This is a genomic window from Chryseobacterium sp. CH21 (genome assembly GCF_004119445.1).
GTDB lineage: Bacteria > Bacteroidota > Bacteroidia > Flavobacteriales > Weeksellaceae > Chryseobacterium.
Map to the genome: position 1 here is coordinate 67793 of NZ_QICI01000092.1, position 13261 is coordinate 81053.

General features: G+C 35.4%; 12 protein-coding genes. 4 read left to right on the forward strand and 8 right to left on the reverse strand.

Translation table 11 applies throughout. The features are described 5' to 3' along the window. The first annotated feature begins 27 nt into the window (after positions 1–27). The gene (locus BOQ62_RS19405) at positions 28–1653 is read left to right on the forward strand and encodes an AMP-binding protein (protein WP_129042047.1); all 1626 of its coding nucleotides are present in this window, start codon (positions 28–30) and stop codon (positions 1651–1653) included. 165 nt (positions 1654–1818) lie between these two features. On the opposite strand, the gene rpoN is transcribed toward BOQ62_RS19405, so the two are convergent. The 8 genes from rpoN to BOQ62_RS19445 all read right to left on the reverse strand — a co-directional run bounded on the left by rpoN (position 1819) and on the right by BOQ62_RS19445 (position 9927). Then, positions 1819–3282 (reverse strand): RNA polymerase factor sigma-54, encoded by a 1464-nt coding sequence (gene rpoN / locus BOQ62_RS19410; protein WP_129042048.1) that lies wholly within the window; start codon positions 3280–3282, stop codon positions 1819–1821. A 157-nt stretch (positions 3283–3439) separates the two neighbouring features. Next, the gene (asnS, locus tag BOQ62_RS19415) at positions 3440–4888 is read right to left on the reverse strand and encodes an asparagine--tRNA ligase (RefSeq protein WP_129042049.1); all 1449 of its coding nucleotides are present in this window, start codon (positions 4886–4888) and stop codon (positions 3440–3442) included. A 763-nt stretch (positions 4889–5651) separates the two neighbouring features. After that, positions 5652–6785, reverse strand: a complete 1134-nt coding sequence (locus tag BOQ62_RS19420) for a helix-turn-helix domain-containing protein (protein WP_129042050.1) — start codon at positions 6783–6785, stop codon at positions 5652–5654. A 32-nt stretch (positions 6786–6817) separates the two neighbouring features. Further along, on the reverse strand, positions 6818–7393 hold the full coding sequence (locus BOQ62_RS19425; RefSeq protein ID WP_129042051.1) for a hypothetical protein: 576 nt from the start codon (positions 7391–7393) through the stop codon (positions 6818–6820). Between the two features lie 156 nt (positions 7394–7549). Further along, positions 7550–8191, reverse strand: a complete 642-nt coding sequence (locus BOQ62_RS19430; RefSeq protein ID WP_129042052.1) for a hypothetical protein — start codon at positions 8189–8191, stop codon at positions 7550–7552. A 25-nt stretch (positions 8192–8216) separates the two neighbouring features. Continuing rightward, positions 8217–8789, reverse strand: coding sequence for a fatty acid desaturase family protein (locus BOQ62_RS23980; RefSeq protein ID WP_262708367.1), 573 nt, complete (start codon positions 8787–8789; stop codon positions 8217–8219). Further along, positions 8753–9289 carry a fatty acid desaturase family protein gene (locus BOQ62_RS23985; protein WP_129042054.1) on the reverse strand — a complete coding sequence of 179 codons (537 nt, stop codon included), beginning with the start codon at positions 9287–9289 and terminating at the stop codon, positions 8753–8755. The genes BOQ62_RS23980 and BOQ62_RS23985 overlap by 37 nt, the downstream gene beginning before the upstream one ends. A gap of 2 nt (positions 9290–9291) precedes the next feature. Continuing rightward, a complete protein-coding gene (locus tag BOQ62_RS19445; protein ID WP_129042055.1) occupies positions 9292–9927 on the reverse strand; it encodes an LA_2272 family surface repeat-containing protein in 636 nt (211 codons plus the stop codon). A 313-nt stretch (positions 9928–10240) separates the two neighbouring features. Here BOQ62_RS19445 and BOQ62_RS19450 point away from each other — a divergent pair, with 313 nt between their 5' ends. The 3 genes from BOQ62_RS19450 (at position 10241) to BOQ62_RS19460 (ending at position 13208) form a co-directional block, all read left to right on the forward strand. Beyond that, positions 10241–11170: a helix-turn-helix domain-containing protein gene (locus BOQ62_RS19450; RefSeq protein WP_129042056.1), complete on the forward strand. Its 930-nt coding sequence runs from the start codon at positions 10241–10243 to the stop codon at positions 11168–11170. Positions 11171–11308: 138 nt separating this feature from the next. After that, entirely contained in the window at positions 11309–12124 is an 816-nt protein-coding gene (locus tag BOQ62_RS19455; protein ID WP_262708368.1) for an SDR family oxidoreductase, read from the forward strand. 169 nt (positions 12125–12293) lie between these two features. Continuing rightward, entirely contained in the window at positions 12294–13208 is a 915-nt protein-coding gene (locus tag BOQ62_RS19460) for a helix-turn-helix domain-containing protein (protein WP_129042057.1), read from the forward strand. The last annotated feature ends 53 nt before the right edge of the window (positions 13209–13261 follow it).

Below are 13261 nucleotides of genomic sequence, written 5' to 3' on the forward strand. Positions count from 1 at the left end.
TAATTTTAGCCCACCAAATCTTACACTATGCCCTTATCTTATGTATATGGAACTTCTGATGTTCCATTATTAGGACAGACCATCGGAGCCAATCTTAAAAGGACTGTCGAAAAATACCCCCATCAGGAAGCATTAGTCTGTGTTCATCAGAATTACAGAGCTACTTACCAGGAATTTTATAATCAAACTACAGCTGTTGCAAAAGCTTTGCTTCTTTTAGGCGCAAAAGCCGGTGACCGAATAGGGATCTGGTCTTCCAACCGTTATGAATGGGTGCTTTTACAGTTTGCTACGGCGAGAATAGGAACTATTTTAGTTAATATCAATCCGGCTTACAGAACTCATGAGTTAACGTATGTCCTTAATCAATCTGAAATTCGTTTTATTTTTTCTTCTTTAAGTTTCAAATCCAGCAACTACAAAGAAATGGTGGAATATGCCAAGGAGGTGTGCCCTACTCTTGAGCATGAAATTTTCTTTGATGAAAACTGGGAAGAATTTGTGAATAACGGCCAGGATATTTCAGATGAATTCCTTCACAGTTTTGAAGAGCATGTACAGTTCGATGATCCTGTTAATATTCAATATACGTCCGGAACTACAGGTTTCCCGAAAGGGGTTACTCTTTCTCATCATAATATTCTCAACAATGGTTATTTTATCGGTATCAGATTAAAATATACGGAAAAAGACCGTGTCTGTATCCCTGTACCTTTTTATCACTGCTTTGGAATGGTTATCGGAAATATGTGCTGCGTGGCGCACGGTGCCTGTATGGTCATTCCTAATGACAGTTTTGATCCGGATATTACTTTAAAAGCCGTTTCGGATGAAAAATGTACTTCTTTGTATGGTGTCCCAACGATGTTTATTGCTGAACTGGCAGTAAAGGATTTTGATACTTATGATTTTTCAAGCTTAAGAACAGGGGTTATGGCTGGTTCAGTATGTCCTCCGGAGATTATGAAAAAGGTGGAAAGCCTTATGAATATAAAAGAAATGAGTATCTGCTACGGAATGACAGAAACATCACCAGTATCTACTCAGACTTTAATAGGAACGCTATTGGAGAAGCAGGTCAGTACTGTAGGAACTGTTCAGGATCATCTTGAAATAAAAATCATTGATGAAAATGGCAGAACTCTGCAACGCGGAGAACATGGTGAGCTTTGTACAAGAGGCTACTCTGTCATGCTAAAATACTGGAATGATCCCGAAAACACCAAAAAGGTACTGGATGATGCCCGCTGGATGCACACCGGAGATATGGCAGTAATGGATAAAGACGGCTATATTACGATTTCAGGAAGGATAAAAGACCTCATCATCCGTGGTGGAGAAAACATCTCCCCTAAAGAAATTGAAGATTTTTTATATACTTATACCAACATTCTGGATGTTCAGATCATTGGAGTTCCTAGTGAAAGATTCGGGGAAGAAGTAATGGCCTGGGTAAAAGTGAGAAAAGGGTTCACCATCACTGCAGAAGAACTTGAGGAATACTGTAAAGGAAGAATTGCCCACTATAAAGTCCCGAAATACTGGAAATTTGTAGATGAATTTCCAATGACTATTTCCGGAAAAATAAGAAAGGTGGAGATGCGTGAAATTTCTATGAGGGAACTGGGATTAGAGCATGTAAAGCAGAGCTGAAGGTTAAAATGCAAAATCGTAAAATCGCGAAATAGCAAAATTATTGGATAACCCTTGTCAAGATTTAAAACCTTAACAGGGGTTACTTGACGTGGATTAAAGTTTTTTCTCCTACCATTCAAATAAAAAACAAAAAGCATTTCAAATTGAAATGCTTTTTATGTTTTAAAGTTCTTTTCTTAATCTTGCGACAGGAATATTAAGCTGTTCACGATATTTTGCAATCGTTCTTCTGGCAATATTATACCCCTGTTCTTTCAGAATGACTACTAATGCATCATCTGTAAGCGGTTTTCTCTTATTTTCTTTGCTGATGACTTCCTGAAGGTGGGTTTTGATCTCTTTGGTAGAAACTTCTTCTCCATCGTCATTCGTTAAGCTGTCGGAGAACAGATCTTTTAGGTATACTATACCATTAGGAGTATCTGCATACTTACTTTTTACCACCCTTGAAATGGTGGAGATATCAAATCCTGTAATATCTGCAACGTCCTTCAGAATCATTGGTTTCAGAGACTTTTCGTCTCCGGTAATGAAATAATCCTTCTGGAACTTTACAATCGCAGTAATCGTCTGTAATAAGGTATTCTGACGTTGATTAATAGCATCAATGTACCATTTTGCAGCATCCAGTTTTTGCTTGATAAATAATGCGGCCTGCTTATGTTCTGATGAATTCTTATCATGAGAATAAGTAGTCAGAATGTCTTTGTATTCTTCAGAAACTCTTAAAGTAGGTGCATTTTTGCTGTTCAGCATAGGAATTACCTGTCCGTCTTTCACCTGAATCACAAAATCCGGGATAATTTCCTGATTGATTGTAATAGTCTGGGTATCAAAATTCCCTCCTACTTTAGGAGACAGTTTTGAGATTTCATCCAGAGCATCTTTCAGATCTTCTTCTTCAATATCATATTTCTGAATGATCTTATTATAATGCTTATTCGTTAAAGCTTCAAACTGATATCTTAAGATATTGGCAGCTAAAGAAACTGCTTTGTCTGAGCTTACTTTCTTTTCAATCTGTAATAGTAAACATTCCTGCAGACCTCTTGCTCCTACTCCTGATGGATCCAGTTTCTGAACATAGTTTTCAAGGACGTCCTCTACTCTTTCTTTCGTGGTATAAATTCCCTGTGAGAAAGCCAGATCATCCACAATAGATTTGATCTCTCTTCTCAGATATCCGTCTGTATCTAAGTTTCCGATAAGATATTCTGCAATCTTAAGATCTTCTTCATTGATATTAACCAGGTGAATCTGTTCTGTAAGATAGTCATATAAAGATTGTCCCTCCGTTAGAAGGCTTTCGTTATCAAATTCCTCATCATCCGGAGAATAGTTACTGGATGCAGTTTTATAGCTTGGTTCGTCGTCATAGATATATTCATTGACGTCGAAATCTGTTTCAATGCTTTCTGTACCCTCATCCTGATAAGCGTCTTCCAGAGAAGAATAGTCATCCTCTTTAGAATCTTCTTTTGCAATTTCCAAAGCCGGGTTTTCTTCTAACTCTCTCTCCAGTTCCTCTTCAAATTCAAGAGTATGGAGCTGAATAAGCTTCATCAACTGGATCTGCTGAGGGGCCAGCTTTTGTCCTAATTTGAGTTGTAAGTGTTGTTTAAGCATATTCTAATTTGCGTTTTAACATAACATATTCTACGAATTTAATAAATTTATTTGATAAAAAACACATTTAGCATGATTTTTGCATGACTTACCTTAATATAATAAACTATTAAATAATAAAAAAGCTTAACTTGTGATTAAGGCTTTTTTTATTGTTCTAGAATTCAGCGCTTTTCGGTGTTCTAGGGAAAGGAATTACGTCTCTGATATTCGTCATTCCTGTTACGAAAAGAACCAGTCTTTCCAGTCCTAAACCAAAGCCCGCATGCGGCACAGAACCGAATTTTCTGGTATCAAGGTACCACCAAAGCTCGTGCTCATCTACATGCATATCTGCCATTTTCTGTTTTAAAACATCCAATCTCGCTTCTCTCTCTGATCCACCGATGATTTCACCGATACCAGGGAAAAGAACATCCATAGCAGCAACGGTTTTGTTGTCATCATTCAGTTTCATATAGAACGCTTTGATTTCTTTCGGATAGTCAAATAATACTACCGGGCTTTCAAAATGTTTTTCTACAAGGTATCTTTCATGCTCAGACTGAAGGTCTGTTCCCCATTTTTCAACCGGGTAAGCAAATTTTCCTTTTTTGTTTTCTTTAGAGTTCAATAAGATTTCGATAGCTTCTGTATAGCTTACACGCTTGAAACGCTTCGCTATTACATTCTGAAGTTTTTCGATAAGACCTTCTTTTGCTCTTTCTTTTTCCGGTTTTGTTTTCTGCTCTTCTGCAAAACGGTTGTCTAAGAACTCAAGATCATCTTTACAGTTATCCAATACATACTGGATCACATATTTTAAGAAATCTTCCGCAAGGTCGATGTTATCTTCAAGGTTGTTGAATGCCACTTCCGGCTCAATCATCCAGAACTCAGCAAGGTGTCTTGTCGTGTTAGAATTTTCAGCACGGAAAGTAGGTCCGAAAGTATAGATTCTTCCCAATCCCATTGCTGCAGTTTCTCCTTCAAGCTGTCCTGAAACGGTAAGGTTGGTTTTCTTACCGAAGAAATCCTGTGAAAAATCAATTTCTCCTTCTTCAGTTTTCGGCATGTTATTCAGGTCAAAGTTTGTTACTCCAAACATTTCACCTGCTCCTTCTGCATCTGCTCCTGTAATAACCGGGGTGTTGATATAGAAAAACTGGTTCTGGTTGAAGAACGAGTGAACCGCAAAGCTTACTGCATGACGTACTCTGAACACTGCACCAAAAAGGTTTGTTCTGAATCTTAAGTGTGCCTGCTCACGAAGCTTTTCAAGGCTGTGTTTCTTAGGCTGAAGAATCGTACTCTGAAGCTCTTCTGTAAAGTTATCTCCTAAAACAATGATCTTTTTAGCAATAATCTCCACAGATTGTCCTGCTCCCTGGCTTTCTACTACTTCTCCTACTACTTTAAGGGAAGAAGCTGTACTGATATTCTTAAGGATCGCTTCATCAAAATTTTCGAAATCAACAACTATCTGCAAATTATTAATCGTAGAACCATCATTAAGCGCAATAAAGCGATTAGCACGGAAGGATCTTACCCATCCGTAAACTGTAATGTCATGATGTAATACTTTCTTGTAATCCTTTAGGACTTCTTTGATCGTTTGCTTTTTCATTTGTTGATGATAAATTTTTTATATAAAAATTAATGTCCGCAAAGTTACAAAAAAACAGCGCAACTTGATGATTGCGCTGTCTTTAAAAATCATTTAACAAGCATTTAAACTTACAGTTCAGGAAATTCACCTTTTTTCTTCTGCTTATTCTTCTGCATTTTCAGGGTACATTTCCACTCAATATTGTCCTGAACTTCAATAAAATCCGTATTGATCCGGAATGAACACTTTACACTATCACTTTTAAAAAGAATAAAATTTTATTTTACTCTGAGCTTTCTTGGAATTAGTTTTATTGAAATGGTTATTAGTTTTTAAGTGATACGTTCGTGGTACATTACCCGGTCATACATCCATTTTTACACTATACTATACTTTTAAACATTGTGGCGGATTCACCACCGGATTTTGTTTTTAACTGCTTATGATTTTTAAATAATCACTACACTTTTATATTTCTAAACTTTATGAACAATTATCTCATGATTTACATTGTATTTTCTTGGTTATTATTTCAGGTTTTTATCCTCTTTATTATTAGTTCTTATGATACAATTCCTGACTTAAGATTGTAACGAATCAACAGTTTTGAATTGATATCTTGTATTGTGCACATACAAAATAAATGGTTGTGTTTTTACCTGAAGCAAAGATGCAGGAAGTGGAATAACGACACAAGTGTATGGTATATAGATTCATAAATCTATATACCTAAAATCATGAATCTATAAACACAAATAAAATGAAAATCAATAAGTTAAACCTATTTCCCGGTCATATTTTCAATTTCTTTCAGATAGATAGAAAGAGGTGTTCCGGTTCTTTTTTTGAAGGCTAAAGTAAAAGCCTGTTCGTTATTATATCCTAATTCTTCGGCAATAAAAGGAATTTTATAAGACCTGAATTTTCTGTCATTGGCCAGTCTGCTGATGGCATAATCAATACGGAGATCATTAAGATACGTTGCAAAGTTTTTTCCTTTGTGCGTATTGATAATTTCCGAGAGATATTTCGAGTTGGTTTTTATTTTTTTAGCAAGACTTCCCAGGGTGATCCCTTTATTCAAAAAAAGGTCTTTGTTTTCAAATAGTTCAAGTTCTTTTAAAATACTTTGGGCAATATCTTCCGAGATTGTTCTGCTAGTTCTGTCTTCTGTATTTCCGGTGTTTTCAGCTGCAAGATTTTCAGAGAAGGATTCTTTTTCCGGTTCAGATTTATAGTCTCTATCAAACCTTCTTTCATTAGCAGACAGAATCAGATCCTGAGCAATCTTTTTATAGTTTTTTTCAGACTTTTTATACTTAAAATATACGTTGATGAATAACAAGTGTGATATCAATAAAAGACTCAACACTATATAAAACAGACTCTTTCTTTTTGTAAGCTCATTAGTAATGCTTTCCTTTTCCTGCTGAAGTTCCGGTGTATCATATCTTCTCGGAAGCTCTCTGGAAATATATCTGAACTGGGAATCAAGAACATTATCCACCTTCAAAAACCGCTCTACATAATACAGCTGCTTCTCAGTATCACTGTTTTCTTTATAATAATCAATCAGATAGGTGTATACATCTCTCAGCTCTGGATAGATATAGTTTGTTTTAAGAACCATAGAATCTATCTTTCGGAAAAAATCTACAGCTTTATCTTTTTGCTGAAGTCCGGCATAGGATTTCCCCAAATATAAAAGAGTATAATGCTGGCTTCTTTTATCACTAATATTGTTTGTAAAGAAATACTTTTCACATTCTAACAGACCGTCAATAGCTTTCTGGTATTTTTTTGAATGCAGATTATAATACCCCAAAAGCCCAAGGTTTTCATAATAACGGTAAGTATCTTTATTTTTCCTGGACTCTTGTAAGCCATCCTGTATCAGAATATAGGCAGAATCCATCTTATTGATTTCTATGTAAGCATCAGCCAGATTCAGTTTGAGCGTTTTTTCTCATCCTCATTCATATAATCTGCATCATAAGCGTAGTGTCTCAGCACTTTAGCTGTCTCTGCATGTTTTCCGATATAATTATTCAGATAGGCAATACTGATATGTGCCATGGCAATCTGCCTTTTATTTCCTTTTTCTTTGGCGTACTTCAGTCCTAAGATATAATTGTTCAATGCAGACTGAAGATTGTCATTTCTAAAATAAAGATTTCCTCTTAACAAATAAGTTCTGGCCGGATACGTATCTTCTTTGGAGTTTTGGGTGATATGTTGTAAGCTGTCAAGATCCTTTAATGCATCAGATAAATTTTCTTCGAAATGACGCATGACGTATCCTTCAGCAATATGGGTTGCATCTTTTTCAGATTTTGCCTTTTTAAGATAATCATCTGCAATACTTTTACTGTTTCCTTCTCCCATACGAGTACTATAGAATTCTTTTTCCAATTCTTCATAAGTACGTTTTTCCGGAGTATTTTTTTCTTCATTATTGGTCTGTGCATGACAAAACACAGTGCCAATAATCAAAAACAGTAATAAAAACTTAATTTTCATCATTCATCCTAGCTATATTACAAAAATATTATTTTTCTTCAGTAGATACACCACCCCTTTTACTTTTTTCCAAGTATTAATCAATATTATCATTAAAATTAATGATAATAATTCTACAAAGAGAGAGTACAGCGTGAAAAATTGTACGCTCTCTAAAAATCATTTCCATTCTACCTTCCCTTCCAAATAATATACCCTTCCCTTGTCTTCGTAAAGAAGATCATATCCTTGTGATGTCAGGTAGAAATGACAGACTTTCATTTCCCCGTTTCTGTCTTTAAACTGAAGAACAGCAGGACACATTTTTGCCCGATCCATTTTCTTCACCATCAGGTCAAAATTCTTCTGAATATTCTTTTTACTGTACAGAGATAACATTCTGTCGTCAATAAAACGGATATATTTCAAAGAGGAAAGAGGATAATTGATCAATTTAAACGGTTGATCTGCCAGTTTAGCCGCATTTTCGTTGAAAAAATTCGTGATCGAAAGACTGTCATTTGTAATTTTTTTCACCACACTGGATTCATATCTTTTTCCATCTGCAAATTCCATACTGTAGATGGCTTCCATTTTAATCGCAAAACCTTTTCCGGATTTTCTTAAATCTTTAAGGTCTGTAAATTCTTTTCCTTTTTTGAGGATGATTAAAACATTTCCTTCTCCAAAATCACAGTCATAATATTTTTTATAGTCAAAGGGTTCTTCTATTGGAATATTCACAGTATCATTGATGGTATTTTGTGAAAAAATACGGGCTGAAAACAGCAGCAAAAATAATATCAGTTTATAATTTTTCATGGTTGAATTATTTATGGGTTTAAAATCATTTACTTAATTGTTTCAGGTATTGATAGTGTGAGATCACAGCATCTGCAATACTCTTTTCATGGTAGGGAAAGTTGTTTCTGGCCGCCGCTTCTTTGATTGCCGGAGTAATAATCGTATACACCGTGTGCGGCAATCCGGGAAAAAGATGATGCGCTGCATGAGAATTAAATCCGCCAAAAATCCAATTCGCCAATCTGCTGGTGGGGTGATAATCGAGAGATACCGCTAGCTGATGTTCATAATAATCATAAGGCAGATACCCTTCCTCATCTGCTTTCGGAAAATCTGTTTCGAGGCTCAGATGAGAAATAATCAAAGTGAGGACAAAAAACAGAGAAATGGTCACATGCATGATGATAAAAGATATTAAAATCATCGTCACCGGAATATCCGTAAATAGCACTGGCAGCATCAACATATAACCGAAGTAAGCCAATTTCAACAGGATAACTTCCATTACAGACATGACGGAATGATTCTGATTTCTGAGATTCGCCAGATTTTTTTTTCTTACATAAATAAAATCTTTGATCACAATCCAGTGTAAAGTATAAAAGCAGTACAGCACGGTAGCATACAAATGCTGATAAGCATGTATTCTTCTTTTGGGATGATGCGCAGATAACCGCAAAAAATATTATCATCAATATCAGCATCACAGCCATCCACATTAGGAAATACATGGTGAGAAGCAATATGTCTTTTTCTCCAAAGCCTTGCATTGACGCCCTGTAAATTAAATGTGATATAATAAATGATTCGGTTAAGCTTTTTATACTTTGAAAATGTATTATGCACACAGTCATGAGCACAGTTGAAAGCCAGTAATATTCCTGTAAGCCCTAAAGCGATATAATTCAAGATTACAAGCCAGTTTTTTTCTGCGGTATAAGGATTAAAAAGATTAGCGTACAAAAGCAGAAAGGTTAAAGAATAAAACAGAAATTTAATGATCATCAGTCTTTCGGCCTTTTTAGTTACTTCATCTGTCAGCAATATATTCACCTCTTCACGTAATTCTGAATAGAAAGGAGAGGTTGCTTTTTTGAATCTGATTTTTGGTTTCATAATCACTTTTTATTTATTTTCTGTTTCTTAAAATTCCAGTTGATCAAAGGCAGTTTTCTCCTCCCGTTCTCATTCCATCCGCCAATCTGTATCCCTGTGAAATCATCACATTTATTGTATAGTCCGATCTGTATTCCTCTGCATTTCTTCCCGATATTGGCCAATGGAGCTACAGAAACTCCTTTCATTTCGTGGTGCAGATTAAAAAAGGGAGAAACAGATATTCCATTGGTCACCGCATAGGTATTTACATTACTCGAAATATTGATTTCCAACCCATTAGTGACTGTAGGTTCCATATTGATGAGCGATAATTGAAGTCCGTTAATTGTATTCATCTTTCCACGGGGAACAATTATATAATCATAGTTGCCTGGTAACTGTAAATTAAAAAGCATCAATGGCGGAAGAAAAATGCCTACAAAATTGAATCCCATTCCCAATCCATTTACTTTTTTAGGTTTAAAATGGTCTTCTTCATCAAAATATTTAAATAAAAGGCCATTGACATTGCGGACATTCTTTGAGGGTGAAGCTGCAATGAATTTCGGTTTTAAAGAATCAACTTTTATGCTGTCTGATGCATGAACCAGACTACTGAATAAAAGAACTGCTATTAATAAAATTCGTGTTTTCATAACTCTTATTTTAAAATTATAGTTCAAAATTATCTGCAGAAGACTCAGTTCCGAATGTGAAAAAAAATTAAAAAAAACATCCTGTTTGCGAAAATCACAAAATAAGGGGTTGGAAGCGGGAAGAAGGAAGCGGGAAGTTACTTTGGGTGATCAATAGTAATAGTGATTATAAATTCAATTACTTTTAAATTGTTATTGATTCTTTCGACCTCCGATACTTCCCTTCCCCCAGCTTCAAGCTTCCCACCTTCTAAACAAAAAATCAAAAACTCTTTCCACAAAAAAATACTACATTTGTGAAAATCACAAAACTATGCACCAGGAAGCTCTGCTCAAGGAAATCCGAAGAAAAATAGGTGAGAAATCTTTAAATGATGAGATCGCCAATATTCTTAATATCAGCTATGACGCGGCTCACAGAAGGACTTCTATGAAAGCCAAGTTCAGTTTTGAAGAAGCATTGGAGCTCGCTAAATACTATCAAATTTCACTGGATCAGTTTCTGGGAACGGAAAATCAATTGGTGGTAAAGAGAACGCAACCTGTAAAAACCACCGAAGATCTTTTAAACTATTTCGAGAACTCATTGAAGATTTTGAACGTTTTTCAGAACATCACCAATTCCAAAGTATTTTATTCCGCAAAAGACATCCCGTTTTTTTATACGATTTCAGATTCCATTCTGTCCCGTTTCAAGTTTTATGTGTGGATGAATTTACTGAATCAGGATAAGTTTCTGAGCCCGTTTCATGAGTTTAATATGGAATACCATTCTGTAAAAAATGAAATGCTGAAAGACCTTTACGATAAACAAAACGTAACAGAAATATGGAATGACACTACGATTATGAGTGCTTTGAGACAAATCTCATTCTATTATGAAATGGGATTATTAAAGAAAAATGATGTGGATCTTATTCTGGAAGACCTGAGAAAATTACTGGAAGGGCTCGAAATTAAAACGCTGGAAAAAACAAATTTTCAGATCTATGTGAATGATTTAGTCATTTTAAACAATAGTATTTTATTCAAAAATGAAGAACAATGTTCCTTTTTTGTACCCTTCAGTATGTTCGGGTATATGATGACCAATGATAAAATAACCTGTGAAGATTCTCTGAGTTATTTTGAGCATCAGATCAAGAACTCCCGATCACTGAATGAATCCGGAAACCGGGAAAGGAAAATGTTTTTCAATAAAATGTATGAACAGATTGACCGATTAAAACAAAATTTATCCTGATCACTATTTTCAACCTTATTCACGATTTGGATACATCATTCCCCGATTCGGCTACATTTCCCCTTCTATAAGTTTCCATCTTTGTACCATCATTTAAACAAAACAATATTTAAAAATGGAAACAAAAAAGTATGGTTCGTGACAGGAGCTTCAAAAGGCTTAGGATTCGAGTTGGTAAAAAAATTACTATCCGAAGGATTTCAGGTTGCTGCTACAAGCCGTACCGTTGAATCTCTGATCTCCACCATCGGAGAGACTTCAGAAAACTTCCTTCCCCTCAGCGTTAACATCACGGACAATAAAGACATTAAATCTGCTATTGAAAAAACCGTTGAACATTTCGGACGAATTGATGTGGTTGTCAACAATGCAGGCTATGGACAAATTGGGACGCTTGAAGAACTTACCGATGAAGAGACAAGAGAAAATTATGCCGTGAACGTTTTCGGAACCTTAAATGTGATCAGAAATGCAATGCCTTATCTTCGTGAACAGAGATCAGGAAACATCTTCAATATCTCTTCTGTCGGCGGATATTCTGCTAATTTCCCGGGCTGGGGAATCTACTGTTCTACAAAATTTGCTGTTGCCGGATTTACAGAAGCACTGGCTGAAGAAGTAAAAGACTTCGGAGTGCACGCTACCGTTGTCTATCCCGGATATTTCCGTACGGATTTTTTAACTAAAGATTCGGTAAAAACACCTGCTAATCCTATTCAGGCCTATGAAGCAGCAAGAAATTCCGAACAGGCTCACCTTAATGAAATCAATGGAAATCAGCCTAATGATCCTGAAAAAGCAGCTGACGTACTGATTCAGATCAGTAAAGAGAAAAATCCACCTGTACATTTATTATTAGGAGTAGGAACGATGGAATTTCTGAATAACAAAATTGATATTTTAAAGAAAGACGCTGAGAAATGGGAAAGTCTTACTGTCTCTACTGCAATTTAATAAGATAATCATATCCTTCGACTCCACTCAGGCTGACATTCCTAATACTTACTACTTTAATTTAATCGAATAAATTAAATATACAACTTTAGAGAAGTCAGCTGACCGGAGTCGAAAACTTTCTGAATCAATACGTTATCATTATTTATTAAAAAACTAACTTTGCTCTATGAAACAGCCTATTCGTTTTAATTCTATTTCAGATTTTCATGCTTTCTGTAGTCTGCCGAATCCTGAACATCCGATGATCAGTTTGATAGATTACAGCAAAGTCAAATATATTGTGGAGGATGATGAGTTGAAATGGATTCAGAATTTTTACTCCATTGGTCTGAAAAAAAATGTCAGCCCAAAGTTCAATTATGGACAGCAGCAATATGATTTTGATTCAGGAGTACTGTGTTTTGTTTCGCCACAGCAATATTTAAGTCTTGAAGTCAATCCTGATGTTCAGGTCAATCCTACCGGATTTTTATTGCTTATTCATCCTGATTTTCTGTGGAATACTTCTTTAACGAAGAAAATAAAATCTTATGATTTCTTTAGCTACCAGGTGAAAGAAGCCCTTTTTCTTTCCGATAAAGAAGAGAAAACCCTAGTTGATATTTTTAAAAATATTGAACAAGAATATCAAGCAAACACCGATAGATTTACGCAAGAGCTAATTATTTCACAGATTGAATTATTATTAGTTTACTCAGACCGTTTTTATGAACGTCAATTTTTCACCCGAAAAAAATCAAGTCACGAATTACTGTACAAGTTTGAGGACATCCTTTCCCAATATTTCGAAAACGGAAATCTCCTTGAAAATGGTATTCCTTCGGTAAAAACCATTGCTGATCAGATGAATATTTCTCCTAATTATTTGGGAACACTGCTTCGCTTACATACGCAGCAAAATACTCAGCAGCATATTCAAAATAGATTAATTGATTCTGCAAAAGAGCGTTTGAGCACCACCAGTTTATCTGTGAGTGAAATTGCGTATGAATTAGGATTCGAACATCCACAATCTTTCAGCAAGCTTTTTAAACAGAAGACCAGTCAGTCTCCGGGAGAATTCAGAAAGTTATTTAATTAAATGCTGTAAGAGGTCAATACTACAATAGAAATGTTAATTTCATTCTATTTTGC

What these genes read in the sequence shown, in the direction of transcription:
- rpoN (WP_129042048.1), bottom strand. Translation starts at nt 3,282, where the DNA reads ATGCTTAAACAACACTTACAACTCAAATTAGGACAAAAGCTGGCCCCT.
- asnS (WP_129042049.1), bottom strand. Translation starts at nt 4,888, where the DNA reads ATGAAAAAGCAAACGATCAAAGAAGTCCTAAAGGATTACAAGAAAGTA.
- BOQ62_RS19460 (WP_129042057.1), top strand. Translation starts at nt 12,294, where the DNA reads ATGAAACAGCCTATTCGTTTTAATTCTATTTCAGATTTTCATGCTTTC.
- BOQ62_RS19405 (WP_129042047.1), top strand. Translation starts at nt 28, where the DNA reads ATGCCCTTATCTTATGTATATGGAACTTCTGATGTTCCATTATTAGGA.
- BOQ62_RS19445 (WP_129042055.1), bottom strand. Translation starts at nt 9,927, where the DNA reads ATGAAAACACGAATTTTATTAATAGCAGTTCTTTTATTCAGTAGTCTG.
- BOQ62_RS19430 (WP_129042052.1), bottom strand. Translation starts at nt 8,191, where the DNA reads ATGAAAAATTATAAACTGATATTATTTTTGCTGCTGTTTTCAGCCCGT.
- BOQ62_RS23985 (WP_129042054.1), bottom strand. Translation starts at nt 9,289, where the DNA reads ATGAAACCAAAAATCAGATTCAAAAAAGCAACCTCTCCTTTCTATTCA.
- BOQ62_RS19420 (WP_129042050.1), bottom strand. Translation starts at nt 6,785, where the DNA reads ATGGATTCTGCCTATATTCTGATACAGGATGGCTTACAAGAGTCCAGG.
- BOQ62_RS19425 (WP_129042051.1), bottom strand. Translation starts at nt 7,393, where the DNA reads ATGATGAAAATTAAGTTTTTATTACTGTTTTTGATTATTGGCACTGTG.
- BOQ62_RS19450 (WP_129042056.1), top strand. Translation starts at nt 10,241, where the DNA reads ATGCACCAGGAAGCTCTGCTCAAGGAAATCCGAAGAAAAATAGGTGAG.